Origin of the sequence: uncultured Campylobacter sp., from assembly GCF_938045465.1 — a bacterium.
Taxonomy (GTDB): Bacteria; Campylobacterota; Campylobacteria; order Campylobacterales; family Campylobacteraceae; genus Campylobacter_B.
In genome coordinates, this window is sequence record NZ_CALIBF010000197.1 from 23,950 (window position 1) to 40,617 (window position 16,668).

The 16,668-nt window shown below is 48.0% G+C and carries 17 protein-coding genes and 1 pseudogene; 6 read left to right on the plus strand and 12 right to left on the minus strand.

Going from position 1 to position 16,668, the window contains the following annotated elements:
* Positions 1–72: 72 nt before the first annotated feature.
* Entirely contained in the window at positions 73–216 is a 144-nt protein-coding gene (locus Q0413_RS09825; protein ID WP_298989866.1) for a hypothetical protein, read from the plus strand.
* A gap of 602 nt (positions 217–818) precedes the next feature.
* On the opposite strand, the gene Q0413_RS09830 is transcribed toward Q0413_RS09825, so the two are convergent.
* From Q0413_RS09830 to hemW, 6 genes are read right to left on the minus strand one after another with little or no spacing between them, the layout of a single operon-like run.
* Positions 819–1,271 (minus strand): hypothetical protein, encoded by a 453-nt coding sequence (locus Q0413_RS09830; RefSeq protein WP_298989868.1) that lies wholly within the window; start codon positions 1,269–1,271, stop codon positions 819–821.
* Between the two features lie 39 nt (positions 1,272–1,310).
* Positions 1,311–2,348, minus strand: coding sequence for a hypothetical protein (locus Q0413_RS09835; RefSeq protein WP_298989870.1), 1,038 nt, complete (start codon positions 2,346–2,348; stop codon positions 1,311–1,313).
* The gene (gene queA, locus Q0413_RS09840; RefSeq protein ID WP_298989873.1) at positions 2,345–3,364 is read right to left on the minus strand and encodes a tRNA preQ1(34) S-adenosylmethionine ribosyltransferase-isomerase QueA; all 1,020 of its coding nucleotides are present in this window, start codon (positions 3,362–3,364) and stop codon (positions 2,345–2,347) included. Before queA ends, Q0413_RS09835 begins: the two co-directional genes overlap by 4 nt.
* A 1-nt stretch (position 3,365) precedes the next feature.
* Positions 3,366–4,121: a twin-arginine translocase subunit TatC gene (gene tatC / locus Q0413_RS09845; protein WP_298989877.1), complete on the minus strand. Its 756-nt coding sequence runs from the start codon at positions 4,119–4,121 to the stop codon at positions 3,366–3,368.
* Between the two features lie 15 nt (positions 4,122–4,136).
* Positions 4,137–4,832, minus strand: coding sequence for a Sec-independent protein translocase protein TatB (tatB, locus tag Q0413_RS09850; RefSeq protein WP_298989880.1), 696 nt, complete (start codon positions 4,830–4,832; stop codon positions 4,137–4,139).
* 57 nt (positions 4,833–4,889) lie between these two features.
* Entirely contained in the window at positions 4,890–5,963 is a 1,074-nt protein-coding gene (gene hemW, locus Q0413_RS09855; RefSeq protein WP_298989883.1) for a radical SAM family heme chaperone HemW, read from the minus strand.
* A gap of 136 nt (positions 5,964–6,099) precedes the next feature.
* On the opposite strand from hemW, the gene Q0413_RS09860 reads away from it, so the two are divergent.
* From Q0413_RS09860 to folP, 5 genes are read left to right on the plus strand one after another with little or no spacing between them, the layout of a single operon-like run.
* A complete protein-coding gene (locus Q0413_RS09860) occupies positions 6,100–6,570 on the plus strand; it encodes an RNA pyrophosphohydrolase (RefSeq protein ID WP_005873256.1) in 471 nt (156 codons plus the stop codon).
* Entirely contained in the window at positions 6,570–7,775 is a 1,206-nt protein-coding gene (locus Q0413_RS09865) for an aspartate kinase (RefSeq protein ID WP_295151394.1), read from the plus strand. Before Q0413_RS09860 ends, Q0413_RS09865 begins: the two co-directional genes overlap by 1 nt.
* Entirely contained in the window at positions 7,775–8,308 is a 534-nt protein-coding gene (locus tag Q0413_RS09870; RefSeq protein ID WP_005873254.1) for a HobA family DNA replication regulator, read from the plus strand. The genes Q0413_RS09865 and Q0413_RS09870 overlap by 1 nt, the downstream gene beginning before the upstream one ends.
* Positions 8,305–8,925, plus strand: coding sequence for a DNA polymerase III subunit delta' (locus Q0413_RS09875; RefSeq protein WP_298989886.1), 621 nt, complete (start codon positions 8,305–8,307; stop codon positions 8,923–8,925). Before Q0413_RS09870 ends, Q0413_RS09875 begins: the two co-directional genes overlap by 4 nt.
* Complete coding sequence (gene folP / locus Q0413_RS09880) at positions 8,922–10,058, plus strand: dihydropteroate synthase (RefSeq protein ID WP_298989891.1); 1,137 nt, start codon at positions 8,922–8,924, stop codon at positions 10,056–10,058. Before Q0413_RS09875 ends, folP begins: the two co-directional genes overlap by 4 nt.
* Positions 10,059–10,725: 667 nt before the next feature.
* Here the strand turns inward: folP and Q0413_RS09885 are convergent.
* The 6 genes and pseudogenes from Q0413_RS09885 to Q0413_RS09915 all read right to left on the minus strand — a co-directional run bounded on the left by Q0413_RS09885 (position 10,726) and on the right by Q0413_RS09915 (position 15,695).
* Positions 10,726–11,784 carry a hypothetical protein gene (locus tag Q0413_RS09885; protein ID WP_298989894.1) on the minus strand — a complete coding sequence of 353 codons (1,059 nt, stop codon included), beginning with the start codon at positions 11,782–11,784 and terminating at the stop codon, positions 10,726–10,728.
* 84 nt (positions 11,785–11,868) lie between these two features.
* Positions 11,869–13,260 (minus strand): annotated as a pseudogene (locus Q0413_RS09895) (cytochrome C).
* A 261-nt stretch (positions 13,261–13,521) separates the two neighbouring features.
* Positions 13,522–14,088: an AAA family ATPase gene (locus Q0413_RS09900; RefSeq protein ID WP_298989902.1), complete on the minus strand. Its 567-nt coding sequence runs from the start codon at positions 14,086–14,088 to the stop codon at positions 13,522–13,524.
* A gap of 9 nt (positions 14,089–14,097) precedes the next feature.
* Positions 14,098–14,790, minus strand: coding sequence for an LrgB family protein (locus tag Q0413_RS09905; RefSeq protein WP_005873245.1), 693 nt, complete (start codon positions 14,788–14,790; stop codon positions 14,098–14,100).
* On the minus strand, positions 14,787–15,245 hold the full coding sequence (locus Q0413_RS09910; RefSeq protein WP_297961891.1) for a CidA/LrgA family protein: 459 nt from the start codon (positions 15,243–15,245) through the stop codon (positions 14,787–14,789). The genes Q0413_RS09905 and Q0413_RS09910 overlap by 4 nt, the downstream gene beginning before the upstream one ends.
* Positions 15,246–15,443: 198 nt before the next feature.
* Positions 15,444–15,695, minus strand: coding sequence for a hypothetical protein (locus Q0413_RS09915; RefSeq protein ID WP_297896317.1), 252 nt, complete (start codon positions 15,693–15,695; stop codon positions 15,444–15,446).
* Positions 15,696–16,668 lie beyond the last annotated feature (973 nt).

Below are 16,668 nucleotides of genomic sequence, written 5' to 3' on the forward strand. Positions count from 1 at the left end.
GCTGAGCGCGAAGTGCAGAAGCAACAAAGTATGACGTAGCAAGATAAAGTCTATTATATCAAACGCAGTCTGATGTTCGGTGGCTACGGCGTGGCAATCGACGGTAAGTGGGGCAAAAAAACTATGCAAGCGTCACAGAAATATTCGGGCTCGTCCGCGACTTCGATCGATGAGCTTTATGAGGCGGTCAAGGCTAAAAAAGAGAGCGAAAGATAAAATTTAAATCGCGAACAAAGTTCGTCTGGCTAAATTTTAAAATTTGCTAGTTTTTTTATATCTCTTATCTAGCGCGCTTTTAAATGCAACGTAGTGATTGTCAAAATTTCTTTAGGTTCGTTTGGAAGCTCAAATTTTAATATGATTTGAATGCTTTAAGGGTAGAAGGAAATCTGCTTGCATATGACGTCCAGAACTTAAATTTAGAGATTTTGCCTTAGAGGGTTTGGCGAATGACACTGTCGCCGAATGATTCTGGCTTAAATTTAATGGATTTCAGCTACAAGACACAGCGAAATTTACGTTACTTTGTGCCTTTTCTAAAAGCATAATGCCTCAGCACTCGAGCGAGCAAAATTTTATCTCACATCGCTACGCTTTGACCTGAAGTACGCGACACATTTTAAGTTACGAAAAACTAAAATTCTTATACCTCCGAAGCTCGCATCGTTTGTCAAAAAGCTCGCGCCTAAATCAAAATCCATACCTCTTAAAACCTAGCTCGCTAGCGTTTTAAATTTTGGATTGTAAATGAGATAAATACTGAGGCGGCAATCTTTAGTGGATGAAATTCTATACGTAAAAACCGAGGTTTGGATTTACTATGAAAGTTTCAATTTCTTAAACTCGCGGCTATATTTTCTTTGCGAAATCGCGTTAAATTTAAGGCTATCTATACTGGAGAAATTAACGGCGTATTCCTTCAAGCAAGCGAGAATGAAAGAGAAGCGGTAATTGCCATTTTCGTAAAATATCTCGCTCGTTATTATTTCGCCGGGCGCCGCGCCGCATCTTTGATCTGAGCTCATAACGCATTTTAGTTCATAATATCCATTTTGCAAATCTCCGATGTAAAATTTCAAATGCAACTTTTCATTAATTTGCTTTTTGGGTAGCAATAGCGCATCGTTGAAGTTTATGCCCGCAAAAATTCTTTCTAGCGTATGCATATTTTTATGCAGCCCTGCTAAATACGCCTCGTACCGCCGCTGCCTTAAGGCATATTCGCTATCTTTTATATTGCCCTTGATCCAATCTAAGTCAAAATATAGCACTTCAATCTCTTAGGTTTTAAATTTATCGCTGCCTGTTCGCTACAGCCCCAAGAAATTCTCATCGTTTTTGATCTTTTCGATGAGATCAAGCGTGGCGTAAAATTCGTCGTAGAAATATGGCATCTCGAGCTTGAAAAATTTAAAATTTAGCCCCTCTAACACCTTGAGTGAGTGTTTGTTTTTAAGTAAAAATATGAAAAATACCCCGTCTTTTTCTAGCGCGTTGAGGTAGTTTATTTCGCTTATATTGGCGCGCAGGATCTCGGCGTCAAGGATGACGACGTCGGCTACGTAGATGAAGTCGTTTAGGTGCCTCTTTGCGCTCTCCCAGTTGGAGTTTGGCATCACGTCGCAACCAAGCCCGCTCAAAAAATCTCGCAGCTCCTCAAAGATCGCGCGGTTTTTATGCGTGATGATGACGTTGTAGTCGTATTTTTTTGTGCCAAAGCTCTGCTGCGCGAAGCAGCTAAGCACGGCATTCATTTTGATAAAGGTTCCGCGCCCGTCGGCTCCAATACTCGGATGCGAACCGAGTGCACGCAAATGGGTCTGCGCCGAAGTAAGATACTCATCATCCGTGCTAGCAGCGCTTTCTAGTGCACTTTTAAGCGCATAGGTACGCGGATCCTTTAGCTCGCGATCGATACCTACTCGCACGTCGAGCTTGATAGAGCTCATATTCGCTCTAAGTTCCTTGCTACTAAATTCCACGCTTACGCGGATTGGTTCAGCAATATTTTGTAGGAAAAACTCGCACGCATCAAAGACCGCGCTAGTGAGATTTAGCACCTCGTCGCCGTAGATACGCGGCAGCTGCGGTGGGAAGCTAAGATAGAGCGTGCTGTCGTATTTCGTGCACTCCTCAAATAAAATTTCGCTTTGAAATTTTAAAATTTTTAAAATATCGATCTGTGCGACATCCTCGCGTCTAGGTACGACGGGGCTATTTTTTTTGGCTTTGGGTGCGGCGGAGAAAATTTTACCGTTTGCGGCAGGCTTTTTAGAAAAGAGCTTTTTCGCCGTGAGCCACGCGATCGCTGCCAGCAGCGCCAGCGCGCCTAAAATCACGACCTTCATAGCAGTAGCATCCCGTCGCCGTAGGAGTAGAAGCGGTATCTTTGCTCCACTGCGATGCGGTAGAGCTCAAGCGTGCGCTCAAGGCCGATGAAGCTCGCTACGAGCATTATCAGCGTGGATTTGGGTAGGTGAAAATTTGTAAGCAAAAAATTCTGTCTTATCGGTGGGTTGCCCGGGTGCAAAAACAGCTCGCAGATTCCGCTATTTTGCCCGTTGCGCGCAAAATTTTCGATCGTTCGCGTAACGGTCGTACCCACGCCTAAAATTTTTCGCTCGCTTTTTAGAATTTGCGCGGTCTGCGGGGGGATAGAGTAGAGCTCGCCGTGCATCTTGTGATCGCGCAGATCCGCTACTTCCACGGGCTTGAAGGTGCCCGCGCCCACGTGCAGCGTGATAAAATGAATTTCGTGGTTTTTACGCAGATCGTTTAGCATCGCATCGTTAAAATGAAGGCTCGCGGTGGGTGCGGCGACGGCGCCTTGCTCGCGCGCGAAGATGCTTTGATACCAGCTCGCATCCTCCTTCGTATCGGCGCGCTTGATATACGGTGGCAGCGGCACGTGACCGATACGTTCGCAAATTTCAAAAACATCGTGGGTGTTTAAAGCTTTGCCGCTCTGCTCAAACTGAACGATGCGAAGCCCACCTTCCATCAGCTCGCAAACGCGCGCGTTAAGACCACTTTGAAATTTTAATTCGCTGCCCGCTCTGACGCTGCCGCGAATATAGGCGCTAAATTTATCGCCCTCAAGCGGCGAGTTTAGCAGAAGCTCGATTTTACCGCCGCTGTTTTTATGACCGAAAAGGCGCGCCTTAATTACCCGCGTGTCGTTGAAAATAATATCGCAGGGCGGCAGGGCGTCCGCCAGATCACCGAAACGTGCGTGCGTGATCTGCTCTTTGGCGCGATCATAGATCAGAAGACGCGCGCTTTGTTTGGGCATCACGGGCGCGCTTGCGATGAGCTCGCTAGGAAGCTCGTAATCGTAGCTGCCAACTAAATTTAGATCCGCCATCTCACGCCTGCGCTACGTCCGTGGAATTTTCGCTTTCGTCATCTTCCTGCTTATACGGATTTATCATTTTGGCGATGAAGATTGAGAGCAGATAAAGTGCAATTAGCGGAGTTGCGAGCATAAACTGACTAAGCACGTCCGGCGGCGTCATGACCGCTGCAAAGATGAAAATAATGACGATTGCGTAGCGGAAAAAATCGCTCAGACTTTTGTTCGTCACAAGCCCGATCTTGGCGAGAAAAAAGGTTACCACCGGAAGCTCGAAGCTGATGCCAAATGCGACGACGAGCTTAGCGAAAAAGCCTACATATTCGCCGATTGTAGGCATCGCAGTAAATTGCTTGGCGCCAAAATTTACCAAGAAATTAAACGCGACGGGGATTACGAAAAAATAGCAAAACGCCGCGCCTAAAAAGAACATAATGCTCGCGCCACTAACGAAGGGGATGACATATTTTTTCTCGTTGTCGTAAAGCCCGGGCGCTATGAAAAGCCACGCCTGCCAGAAAATTATCGGCATCGCTAGAAGCAGCGAGGTGAAAAACGATACCTTCATCGCGGTAAAAAACGTTTCGCCAAGCTGGGTAAAGATGATCTCGCTGCCTTTGGGAAGTACGCGCACTAGCGGGCGGGTCATAAAGCCTAAAATATCTTCCCAAAAGCCGAAGCACGCGATAAAAAGGACGATGACGGACAGCACGCAGATCACCAGGCGCTTGCGAAGCTCGGCTAGATGGGGTTTTAGCTCTTCAAACATTAAATTTCTCTCTCATTATGATTTTTGCGTATCGCTATTTTGCGCGGAATTTTGCGTAGAATTTTGCGCATCGCCGTTTAAATTTGCGTTTGCATCTTGTGCGCCGTTTTTCGCTTCACCGCTTGCTTTCGTATTTTGCGCGCTATTTTCTGCACTGCCGCCCATGCTCGGCATGGAATTTTCGCCTTTGTTTACAGCGCCAGAATTCGCGCTTTTACTTTCAGCGCCGGAATTCATTGCGCTGTCGGCGGAGCCTTGCATAGAGTTTGCGGCGCCAGCGGAGCTTTGCGCGGAATTTTCGCCGCTCGAATTTGCTTTTAAATTTGCCGTCTCGCTTTGTTTTTGCGCCGAGACTTCCGCGGAATTTAGCGTATCTTTTACGGAGCCTTCTATATTTTTTAGCCCCGCATTTAGCGTCTCTTTGACCGAGTCTATGCCGCCTTTTATCTCGTCGAGCTCCTCAAACGTGAGCTTTTTGCGCACGCCCTCGCTTGCTTGCGTGATGCTCTCTTTATATTTTTTGGCGTCCTCTTTGAGCTCGGCGATGCGAAGCTCCTGATCGAAGCTCGATTTTGCGTCGTTGATGGTTTTTTTGATGACTTTGAAGTATTTCGCGAGCTCGACCAGCACTTTCGGGAGTTTTTCGGGCCCCAGCACGATTATCGCGATGATTAAAATGACCGTAATTTCAGGCATACTGATACCAAACATAAAATTTCCTAACGTAAAAAGTGGCGTATTGTAACTAAAATTTCATTAATCTTAAATTTAGCGCCCACTTTGGCTACTTTGCGTGATAAAAAGCGCGATCTCGTCGGCAAGCAAAAAGTTGGGATTATAAAATTTGCCCTCGGCAAATTTCAGCTTTTTTTCGCGCACGAGCAGCTGCGCGTTGCTTAGCTCCGCGGCGTCTAAAATTTGCGCTTCCACACCCAAAACGCAGCGCAGCCCGAGAAATATGCGCTCGAGCTTTTTATCCTGAACGCTTAGAACTTCGCGCTGTTTTTGCAGCGGATCTGCAATGTAATCTCGCAAATTTTTAGGCGAGCTAAGGCGTACTTGCCCGCTAGTTCCGACCGCAAATGCTCCAAATCCCGCGTAATCCTCGCCGCGCCAGTAAGCCAGATTGTGCTTACAGCGCAGTCCGCGCGCGGCAAAATTTGAAATTTCATACTGACTAAAGCCGCTATCCGCCGCAAGGGCAAAGAGAAATTTAGCTAGAGCCGCGCTTTCCCTTTTGAAGCTTTCGCGCCCAAAAAAGGGCGTGTTTTCCTCAAGGCTTAGCGCATAGGCGCTTAGATGCGGCACTTCGCAGCGCGCAAGCTCGGCCATTTCAAATTTTAAATTCCTTTTATCGTCAAATTTGCTTGCATAGATTAGATCCAAATTTATATTATCAAAGCCTGCCGCTTTGGCATTTTGCACCGCGAGAAAAATCTGCGCCACACTGTGCGCGCGACCGAGGAATTTTAGCTTGGCGTCGTTGAAGCTCTGCGCGCCGAAGCTGATGCGATTTACGCCGAGCCTCTGCATCGCCCTAAGCCAAGCGGGGCTGGCGGAGTTCGGGTTGGATTCCGAGCTGATTTCGGCTCCGGCGGCGAAATGCGGCGCAAGCAGCGCAAAAATTTCATCATAAAGCCCCGCATCCACGGCACTTGGCGTGCCTCCGCCGATAAAAAGCGTTGAAATTTGCGCATGCGGATTTTTCGCCAAAAAATCGCGCACTTCAAGCTCTAGCGCGCGAAAGTAGCTTTTTGCAAGGCTAAACTTATCGCTAAAAGAGCCAAAGGCGCAATACGGGCATTTTGAGGTGCAAAACGGCACGTGGATGTAGATGTGCAAGGGCGGTCCTATGGGCTAAATTTACGTCGCAAAATTTAGCGAATTAATTTGAAAATTTATATAAATTTTAAGCCTCTTAACGCAAATTTTAATATTTTTAGGTAGAATTTTGAGAAATTTTTTGTGAGAAAACGAGATGGAAAAAGAGAAAAATTACAGACCGAATGTCGCTGCAATCGTACTTTCGCCCTCGTATCCGTTTAATTGCGAAATTTTAATCGCGCAACGAAGCGACATCAAAGGCGCTTGGCAGTTTCCTCAAGGCGGTATCGACGATGGTGAGACGCCTAAGATGGCGATCCGCAGAGAGCTAGGCGAGGAGATCGGAACAAGCAAAGTCGATATCATCGCTGAGTGCCCGAAGTGGCTTAGCTACGACTTTCCCGATGGGGTAGCTCAAAAGATGCGCCCATACGACGGGCAAATTCAAAGGTATTTTTTAGTACGATTGCGAAGCTTAGCCGATATAAACATCAATACTAAACTTCCGGAGTTCGACGCATTTAAATTCGTAGGCGCAAATGAGGTTTTAAGGCACGTAAATCACTTCAAAAAGCCGATTTACGCGACGGTTTTAAAATATTTTAAGGAGGAGGGTTACATTTAATGCTGATCGTTCAAAAATACGGCGGTACGAGCGTCGGTACGCTAGAGCGGATCGAGGCGGTCGCGCAGCGCGTGATAAAGACTAAAAACGAAGGACACGATGTCGCGGTAATCGTCTCTGCGATGAGCGGCGTTACCAATCAGCTCATCGAGCAGGCGGAATTTTTTACTAAAACTCCCGTAGGCAGAGAGATGGATGTGCTACTAAGCTCGGGCGAGCGCGTCACGAGCGCACTTTTAGCTATCGCGCTAAATGCCAAGGGCTATGCTGCGATCGCATTTAGCGGGCGTGGTGCGGGCATCGTGACGGATAATTTTCACACCAAAGCTCGCATCGTCTCGATCGATCCAAAAAGCATGCAAGAGGCGCTAAAACAGGGCAAAATCGTCGTCGTCGCGGGCTTCCAAGGCATCAGCACCGCAGGCGAGGTAACTACGCTCGGGCGGGGCGGAAGCGATCTTAGCGCAGTCGCCGTCGCAGGAGCGCTGAATGCCGATCTGTGCGAAATTTACACCGACGTAGACGGCGTATATACGACCGATCCGCGCATTGAGCCCAAAGCTAAAAAACTTGATCGCATCAGCTACGACGAGATGCTTGAGCTTGCGAGCTTGGGGGCGAAGGTTTTGCAAAACCGAAGCGTCGAGCTTGCGAAGAAGTTAAATGTAAATTTGGTGACGCGAAGCAGTTTTAACGATCACGAAGGAACACTCATAACAGGAGAAGAAAAGATGGAAGATGCGGTAATTAGCGGCATTGCACTGGATAAAAATCAAGCAAGAATTACGATTAGAAACGTAGAGGATCGCCCCGGCGTCGCGGCTGAAATTTTCTCCGCGCTTGCGAGCAAGGAGATCAACGTCGATATGATCGTGCAAAATATCGGCCGAAACGGCGAGACGAATTTGGGCTTTACCGTGCCGCAAAACGAGCTGCAGACTGCTTATGCGGTAATGAAAGAGGTAAATCCAAATCCGAATTCCATCATCGAATCGGACGCCGATATCGTAAAGGTTTCTTTAGTCGGCGTTGGTATGAAAAGCCACAGCGGCATAGCCAGCAAGGCGTTTAAGACGCTTGCGGATGAAGGGATAAATATCCAGATGATCTCCACGAGCGAGATTAAAATTTCGATGATCGTAGAGGCCAAATACGGCGAGCTCGCCGTGCGCGCGCTGCATAAAGCCTACGATTTGGATAAATAATGCAGGATCTGCACACTTGGAGCGTCACAGCGATGCGCTCCGAGCCCGGACTTGAGTGGCTTGAGGATCGCAAGGAGGACTGGACGCCGCTTTTGGCTTCAAAGCTGAAATTCCTCCACGACGGCTTTGCTTTCATCGTCATCTGCGACGATGAGCGAAGCTGGTTTAGCGAATACATCATCAAAAAGATCAACTCCTCTACCAACTCTCGCCCGCTGCTGCCGTTTTTTTCGCTGCGCTCGCTTTATCGCGGCGGAGTAAATAGCCTGGAGGACGCGCTGCTGCTAAACGATATGTTAAGCCTCGCGTTTGCTAACGGCTTTATATATTTTTACATAGGCAACGGCAACCATCCTCTAGCCAAAATCGCCAAAAGCCACGAGGACAGCTATCTGTGGCTCATCGACGAGAGGCTGCAAAACAGCTTCTACATGAGCGAGAGCGATCCGAGCCTGGATCTCAAACTGATCCAACTTTTTAAAATTTTAGACAAAAGCATCGACGCCGTGCTTTTTGACGAAGTGGTGCTTTGAAAATCATAAATCAGATCGTTTTAACGAGCGATTATGAGGGCTTTAAAGATAAAATTTTAGCCGAAATTCCGCGCAAAAATTTAAGGTTTTTCGAAAGCACTGAACTTAAGATCGACGAGGCGCGAAAGATCATAGACGAAGCCTACGTCGCCGAGCGCGAGGATAAGATCATCGTCATCGCCGCTACGAAATTCGGCGAGGAGGCGCAAAACGCTCTGCTTAAAATTTTAGAGGAGCCGCCTAAAAACACGGTGTTTTTCCTGATCACCCCTTTCATCAACGCCCTGCTGCCCACCATCCGCTCGCGTCTGATCGTACAAAACCTCTGCGTGCGAAAGCCCAGATACCGCACCGGGCTAAACTTAACCAGGCTAAGCCTAAAGGAAGCGGTGGAGTTTATCGACGCGCAGATCGCGCTGGAGCGCAAGGGCGAGCTGGACAAAACGGCGCTAAAAGCGCTCATCGGCGAGATCGCGCTAGAGTGCTTCGAAGCGGGCGTTAGGCTAAGCGGCGATGAGCTGCAGCGGATTGACCACTTGAGTTATCTTGCCGAGCATAACGCCAAAGCCCATGCCGTGCTTACTCCGTTACTGTTGATGATCGAGGAGAAAAGATGAAAATTTATAAAATTTCAAACGAGGCCGATTTCGCGCTGATTTGCGAGCGCATCGGCGTGCGAAATGCGGGACGGGCGATAATGCAGAAAAAATCGCGGCTAAACTTTTTCTATCTAAAAAATTTGCGAGCGCCCGCGGCAAATATTTTAAAGCAGGATGCCCTTAGTATCGGCGCCGAGCTTGCGTGCAACGAAGGAGTGATCCTAGGGCGCGATGGTACGGACGCGGTTTTGATCGCGAACGATCGCCAGATCGAGGCTTTGGCGCAAAAGGAAGCTCTGCAGGATTTTGGGCTAAAAGAGCTCGCGAAATTTCTAAACGAGAAATTTGCTAAGCCGCAAAGCTGCGAAATAATGGGCGTCGTCAATATCAACTCCGATAGCTTCAACCCCGCAAGCCGCGCGGCAAACCTAAAAGAGGCGACCAATAAGATCGAAAAGATGATCGAGCAGGGCGCCGCTATCATCGACATCGGCGGCGTGAGCTCGCGCCCGGGCAGCCAGTACTGCGGCAGGGATGAGGAGTTTGCGCGCATAAAGGACGTGCTGAGCGAAATTCACCGTCTGCGTCTACACGAAAAGGCTAAATTTAGCCTCGATAGCTTCGATGAGTATTGTTTGGAATTTGCGCTAGATCGGGGCTTTAATATCATTAACGACATCAGCGCAAACCTCGCTCTCGCACCGCTTGCGCTTCGCTACGACGCTACTTACGTGCTGATGCACATGCAAGGAAAGCCGCAAAATATGCAGCTTGCGCCAAAATATGACGATCTGATGGGCGAGATCGATGAGTTTTTTGCGCAGAATTTGCAGCAGCTGCAAAGCGCGGGGCTTAAAAAGATCATCCTTGACGTGGGCATCGGCTTTGGCAAGACCGCCGAGCAAAATTTGGTGCTGATTAAAAATTTACAGCATTTTTTGCACTTCGGCTGCCCGCTGCTCGTGGGCGCGAGCAGAAAGAGCGTTATCGATTTTTACAGCCCCTCTGCGGTCGCGGATAGGCTCGCAGGCTCGCTGTATCTGCACCAAATCGCCGCTTTAAACGGCGCCGCGATCATCCGCACGCACGACGTTTTCGAGCACATTCAAATGCTAAATCTAATGCGCGCGATGGATCGGATTCTGCTATAGTAAAATTTCAAAAAACTTATCGGAATTCTGTGGAATTTTCTTGAAATTTCATGGCTTGGCAAGATTTTTATAAAACCCGCTTTTTATAGAATTTTAAAATTTGTCCGAGTCAAATCTTTATAATTTTTATAAATTCTACCAAAGAGCATTTTGCAAAATTTCATTAGAATTCTTTCGTGCTTGGTTTTTTTCTTGGAATTTATTGCGTGTCCGCTTCTAAAATTTTATCAAATTATGCGTTGGTGCTTAAATCTTAACAAATCTCGTGCTGAGGATTATTGTGGCCGATAAAAATTCTACGTAGCGAGCCTATGTATGCGAACAGGCACAGCGCGTGAAATTTGCAAGCGGTGTGTATATTTTATAAAAAACGCCCACGCTGATCTACATTGCAAGCGAATCACGTGCATAAACAAAATCCTAAATCGCGCCACTATAATTTGCACCGCAAGCTTGCAATTTGATCAAATTTAGCGCGTACCAGCGGAACGACAAAACCGAACGAAAAGCGTGCGGCGCGGTAAATTTTAAATTTATTTTACGTGGCGACGTAGAATTTTAAAATTTATTTTCCGCGATGGCGCAAAATTTTAAATTTATCTGCCGCAAAAACGGAAGCCGCTACCGTTTAAGTAATAAATTTTGGTAGCGGTAAAAACCGAGACCACTACCGCTTAAAGTCGTGGATTTCGATATTTGCGCCATATTTTTTGCAAAGCTCACTTACTTTTTCTTTCAGCCTTTCCTCGTCATAGCAGATGAGATCGATGTATGCGCGCTTCTGCCCGGTTGCACCGCCGATTATCTCCAGAAACGAGCCGCAGCTATCCAGCTCTTCGTCCTCGATCTTGTTTCGCAGATCAAAGCCCGCCTGCATGTCGCCGCCGTTATCGATGCTAAGAAAGCAAAATTTAATGCCGAGCTCAAAGGCTTCGTTATAGATGTCGCGCTTGCCGCCTAGGTACTCGCCTATGAGATTTCGCAGGCAGGTTGTACCCACGACCACGTCCTCGCGCACCTCGCTACCGCGCGGCTGCATCTCGTAGCTGAAAAAATTCTTTAGCGGCTCTCGCGAAGCTCGCTCGCCGAATTTCTCATCGATCAGATCGGCAAATTCACTTAGCGGTACGCCTTTTTCCTCGGGCCCGGCCAGCACCTCAAGCTCGCCTAGCGTATTTATGATCGCCGTTTCGCCGATCATATTGTCAAGTAGGATAAAGCTAAGGTTATAAGCCTTGCCCTCATCCTGCGCGAGCAGAGCCGCTAGGTTTTCGTTGTAAATTTTAATATCCACGTCGCTTTCGTTAAACTGCGCGTAGATCATCGACTCCTCGGCGCTTACGCGCGTATCGTACATCTCAAGTCCGCCGATACCTCGCGGCGCACGCGGCTTTCCAAGCGTGCAGCGCATCTTGGACTCGAGCTGCTTAGGCATAGCGTTTTTGATAAAGCTTAGCCAAAATAATCGGTGCCTCATACCCTCCGGAGTTAGCACTAGATCAAGCTTATCGCCCGCAAGCCCCGTCATAAAATAGGGCTCGGCAAGGCAGATGCGAAGCTTCTCGTCGGTCTTTTGCATCGCCTTTTCAAACTCTTCCGCCGCCAGATCGGCCTTGATCTCATCTATCACGCCGCTAAATTCCGCCCAAAATTTATCCACTCTGCCGGCAAAAGTGCTTGGAATTTGCGCTTTTTCAACTTTTTTGCCCAAACCGAATAGCCCCATAATCTCTCCTTTAATTAAATTTAAACGCAATTATAGCTTAATTTTTTGCGCGGGCTCGGGGCGCAAATTTTAAAAGCCCCGCCCTCACGTGCACTGAAAGCAGCCGCCCAAAACCTCGCATTTCTCACAGATCTGCACGTATATGACCCCCTCGCCCTGTACCAGCTCGCCGAATGGGATCTGCGCTAGATGCTTCATCGTCCCGCCGCAGCTAGGGCAGCTCAGATACGAGACGTCCTGCACCCACTGCGGATAGCCGCCCACGGTCACGTCAAGCTCGTCAAAGCAGCCGTAAAATGGCGATACTTCGCCGTCTAGCTTAAATTTCATACCGCTCAGCCGCGTAAGATCCTACTGCGAAAAGTAGCTCTTCTCCATCCCTTCGCCCTCGCAGCTTAGCTCCATCTCGCCGTCCGCGCCGCGTTTACAAAAATATCTCACTGAACCGACGCAGGTCGGGCAGCAGCGAAAGATCGCGTCGTACTTTAAATTCAGAAACGCAAGCCGCGGCTCATCGGCCTTAAGACGCAGCATATCGAGCATCTCACAGCCGCAAAACTCGCACTTTTGTCCTGTAGGCCTGCCGATACGTACGGGCTCATCCGCGTTTTGGTTTGCGCCTTCGCGAGCAGCTTTTGCATTTTCGCTTAAATTTAAACCGCTGCCAGCGTCTTTTTGCGCGTCTGATTTGAAATTTACGCGCTCGTTCTGCAAGATCGCGTCTTCGTCCATGCCTGTGCGAGCACTCTGCGCGCTCGCGTGCAAATTTGAAATTTCGTCCGCGCCGTTTTGCGCATTTTGTTCGGAATTTGCGCCGCCCGCGCCGCCTTTGAAATTTAAAATTTCGCTCGCGCTTTCATCTCCGCGCCCGCTCGCGCAGCCGCCGTTTTTCTCCGCGCCGTCTCTCGCGCGCACTACCGCGAGGCACTTATCAAAAACGAGCGATTTGTGCTCGCCCCTCTTATCAAAGCTCCAGCCGCCGATTTGTGCGTAAATTTCAGTGCCTGCGTAGAGCTTTTGGCGCCACGGCTTCGGGTTTTGATACAGCTCGTAAAAAAGCTGCGTCGTCTGCTCGTCACCCTGCCACGCAAGCGCGCACAGTAGGTCGTTTAGAGTGTTTTTGGCGTTGTCTTGTAGCGAGGCGAGCTTGCGGACGAGCGCGTCTCTCACATCCTTCGGCGCGCCGAAGTAGAGTTCGGGCGGGCAGTAAATCTCCGCCGCGGCAGCGGCTCGCGCGATCCTTGGATCGTGTATGTCACGCAGGCTAAAAAGCGCCCAAAAATCGTTGTAAATCTCATCCCATTTTTCGATCTCGTCGATTCGGTCTACGATTTTTAGGATCATCGCCTCCACTTCGTCCGCGCTTAGGTTTAAAATCTCCTCCCGCCTCTGCCTTTGGCGACACGAGTGGCAAATGCCGTCGAAATATATCGTGTTTTCGCCGCATTTTGGGCATAGATGGGCTTTGCTTTGCATCTTATCTCCTTAAATTTGGATTTAAATTTCGTCAAATTTTAGCTAAATTTTGCTGATTTTCGGTGAGTAGGCGCGGTTTAGAATTTAATGTCGCATTGAACGAGAGACTTTATAATACAGCTAAATGCGTCATTTATAAATGGAATTCAAGCTGAAAGAGATGTAAATTTTAAATTACGATAGAAATAGGGCGGGTTTGCGAGATCAAGTGGAATTCATCTTCGAAAAGATAAATTCCACTTTTATGCTCTTAGGCGCAAATCACTTTTCAATGTGATGTTTGACTAGATACTCGATGATATTTACCGCATTATCGATGCCGCAATACGACGTGTCGATGCAGATATTGTAGTTTGCGGACGCGCCCCAGATTTGGTTGGTGTAGTATTGATGAAAGCTCATCCTGCCTGCGTCGCTGTTTTCCATATACTCTCGCGCGTCGGTATGGCCCTCTTTTTCCAATCTAGCGAGCTTAAACTCATCGCTCGCGCGTAAAAATACCGTCAGCAGATCCGGATGTCCGCGCAAGAAAAATCCCGCGCAGCGCCCAAGCACTATAACGTTGCCGCCCGAGACGATCTTTTCGTAGATTGCTACGATGCGATCGCGCTTTTGCTCATTGGCTAGCTCGTTGTGCGATATTGCCTGAAGTAGCGTATTTACGGGCATTTCGTTGTAGAACTCATACATCTGCTCGAAGCAGCCAAGCTCGTCTGCTTTGCGGAGCAGATCCGCCTTGGCTAGATAGGTGTAGCCTAAACGCTCGGCTAGTTTGCGCGCGGTTTCGCGCCCGCCTGCGCCCGTTTGTCTAGCGATCGAGATTATCATATTTTCTCCTTAGATGAAATGTGCAAATATACCGGCACCGATGACGGTAAGAAGTCCCGTAACTGCCATTGCTAAAGACGCCATCGCGCCCTCTACGTCACCGATCTCAAGAGCGCGTGCCGTTCCCATCGCGTGGCTCGCGCAGCCTAGGGCGATACCTTTTGCCATCGCCTTTTTGATGCCAAAAATTTTAAGTAGCGCTTCGCCAAATACGCTACCGATGATGCCCGTAGCGATGATGCAGGCCACCGTTAGTGTCACGATGCCGCCTAAGCTTTCGCTGATACCCATACCGATTGGCGCTGTGACGGATTTTGGTAGTAGCGTGACATACATTGTGTGATTTAGCCCAAATATCACCGACATCGCATAGATGCTGCCTAGCCCTGCGATCATACCCGAAATCAGTCCTGCGAAAATAGCTAAAAAATTACTTCGCAAAAGCGCCAGCTGCTCGTATAGCGGCACGGCTAGACAGACGGTGATCGGCGTTAAGAAAAAGCTAATGTGCGAGGCGCTCGCGTTAAATTTCTCGTATGGAATTTTAAAGAGTAAAAGCACGCAGACGGTAAGCACGATACCGATTAGAAGCGGATTGAAAATAGTTAGCTTAAAGCGCTTTTTTAGATAAAGTCCCAGCTCAAACGAACCTAGGCACAAAAACACGCCGAAAAAAGCGGAGTTCATTAAAATTTCTCTCATTTTTTGTCGTCTCCGGATAAAATTTCGCGCTCCAGCTTCGCATCCACGCCCTTTGTATTCGCGCCGTCTTGTTCGTGCGCGGCTGCGTAAAGCCTGCGCTTAACGCGGGCGAGGGCGATTTTATAAAAGATCTGCGTTACCGCGCCGCTTGCACCGATGACTACTACTGTAGAGACCGCCGTAATCGCGATGATTGCGAAAAGATGCTGACGTAGCGCGTCGCCTGCGATGATGATCGCAGCACCCGCTGGGATGAAGATCACCGGCATAATCTGCATAAAAAACGACACGGTTTCTCTGATCTGCGATACTTTGATGAGTTTGAAGATCAGGGCTAAAAGCATAATGACTAGCCCGTAGATGCTAGCGGGGATCGGCACAGGCACGAGCGCCGCCAAAATCTCCGCAACAAAAGATATTCCTAAAATCACACTAAATTGGATTAAGTAGTTCAAAGTTTACCTCGGATTAAAATTTAGGGCTAAATTTAGCACTTTGCAGTTAAAATAGATATTAATCTTGCTAGGTTTGGGCGAAATTTTGCGGCAAAATTTACTTAAGTAAGCTCTGTAGCTAGGCTGTAGGTAGAATTTTGCGATTTATTATAGCGCTAAATTTAGCCTTGCGGCACGGATAAAATCTGGCGATGACTATTAATCAAGCGTCTCGCCTAGCTCTATTTTGACGCCGAGCACCCTGCAGACTAGATCAAAAATTTCAATATCGACGTTGGGCGCGTATTCGTCCAAGACCGTGTAAACTTCGGCGCGCATATCCTCGTCATGGCCCGGGTGCGAGCGCGAATACAGCTCGTCCGTGCGGCGCACGAGCGCGAGATTATCGATATCTCGCTCGCGCATCGCCTGTTTGAGCCGCTTTGAAATTTGCCATTTGAAACTTTGCATTTTCGCTCCTTTAAATTTTATTTCAGCGTTTAAAACCAAAGCCTGGATTTTGCACCATGGCAGTAAAACTTGCCTGCGAGCTTCGGCGGTGGCAAATTTTTCTCAAGCTTCAATAGCAATAAATCTTATCTTCGAGCTTCGATGACGCTAAATCTTGCTCGTAAGCTTTAATGAATTTATCGCGTCCGAGTTTTGGTGCGCTAGGTTTTGGCTGATCGGGCTTTCGCGCGCCGAGCTCAGTCCGCGTAATTTTATTAAATTTTATGTGAAATTTCATTAAATTTAGTGCAAAATCAATATAGAAATTACACAAAATTTCGTTAAATTCTATGCAAAGCTTTACGCAAAAATTTGGCGTAAAACTTGTACGAGTTTGGCCTTTTGAAATCTCACGCTTAAAATCTCACTCGCTAAATTTCATGCAAAAATCACCCGAGAGATTTAAGTCGAGCCGTTCGCGCGCCTTGCCATGAAATTTAAAATTTCATACGCTCACTCGCCGTGAAATTTCACGCCCGCATGCGTAGTTTATGCAGGCGCAAGTTAAATTTACAGCATCGCGATTAATTGCGCGTCGCGGGATTAAATTTTACGAGCTGTCGCGGCGCGCGCCGTGAAAGAATTTTGCAAGACTACGCATCGTCGTGTGCCCTTAAAATTTTAATTGCACTTCGTGTATTAGCCCTGCGCCGATTGATCGCCGCAAGATTAAAATTTTACGCGTCACACTGCGTCGTAAATTTTACGCTGCCGTATACAGCGCTATATTACTGCCGCGAGTTTTAGATCGCACTGCGCCGTTGTTGATTTTAAATTTCACGCCGTACGCTCTTTAAAAATCTAGACCATCAGCCGCGCAGCAGAGCATTTGAAATTTCATGCGAAAGGCGAAGTTTTGCGGTGCATTATGTCGTGCATCAATGTAGGTTAAATAATTTCATTGCTAGCGAGATTGGTGCACTGCGTACGTTGC

What these genes read in the sequence shown, in the direction of transcription:
- tatC (WP_298989877.1), bottom strand. Translation starts at nt 4,121, where the DNA reads ATGTTTGAAGAGCTAAAACCCCATCTAGCCGAGCTTCGCAAGCGCCTG.
- Q0413_RS09835 (WP_298989870.1), bottom strand. Translation starts at nt 2,348, where the DNA reads ATGAAGGTCGTGATTTTAGGCGCGCTGGCGCTGCTGGCAGCGATCGCG.
- queA (WP_298989873.1), bottom strand. Translation starts at nt 3,364, where the DNA reads ATGGCGGATCTAAATTTAGTTGGCAGCTACGATTACGAGCTTCCTAGC.
- folP (WP_298989891.1), top strand. Translation starts at nt 8,922, where the DNA reads ATGAAAATTTATAAAATTTCAAACGAGGCCGATTTCGCGCTGATTTGC.
- Q0413_RS09905 (WP_005873245.1), bottom strand. Translation starts at nt 14,790, where the DNA reads ATGAGAGAAATTTTAATGAACTCCGCTTTTTTCGGCGTGTTTTTGTGC.
- Q0413_RS09825 (WP_298989866.1), top strand. Translation starts at nt 73, where the DNA reads ATGTTCGGTGGCTACGGCGTGGCAATCGACGGTAAGTGGGGCAAAAAA.
- Q0413_RS09915 (WP_297896317.1), bottom strand. Translation starts at nt 15,695, where the DNA reads ATGCAAAGTTTCAAATGGCAAATTTCAAAGCGGCTCAAACAGGCGATG.
- Q0413_RS09865 (WP_295151394.1), top strand. Translation starts at nt 6,570, where the DNA reads ATGCTGATCGTTCAAAAATACGGCGGTACGAGCGTCGGTACGCTAGAG.
- tatB (WP_298989880.1), bottom strand. Translation starts at nt 4,832, where the DNA reads ATGTTTGGTATCAGTATGCCTGAAATTACGGTCATTTTAATCATCGCG.
- Q0413_RS09900 (WP_298989902.1), bottom strand. Translation starts at nt 14,088, where the DNA reads ATGATAATCTCGATCGCTAGACAAACGGGCGCAGGCGGGCGCGAAACC.
- Q0413_RS09860 (WP_005873256.1), top strand. Translation starts at nt 6,100, where the DNA reads ATGGAAAAAGAGAAAAATTACAGACCGAATGTCGCTGCAATCGTACTT.
- Q0413_RS09885 (WP_298989894.1), bottom strand. Translation starts at nt 11,784, where the DNA reads ATGGGGCTATTCGGTTTGGGCAAAAAAGTTGAAAAAGCGCAAATTCCA.
- Q0413_RS09870 (WP_005873254.1), top strand. Translation starts at nt 7,775, where the DNA reads ATGCAGGATCTGCACACTTGGAGCGTCACAGCGATGCGCTCCGAGCCC.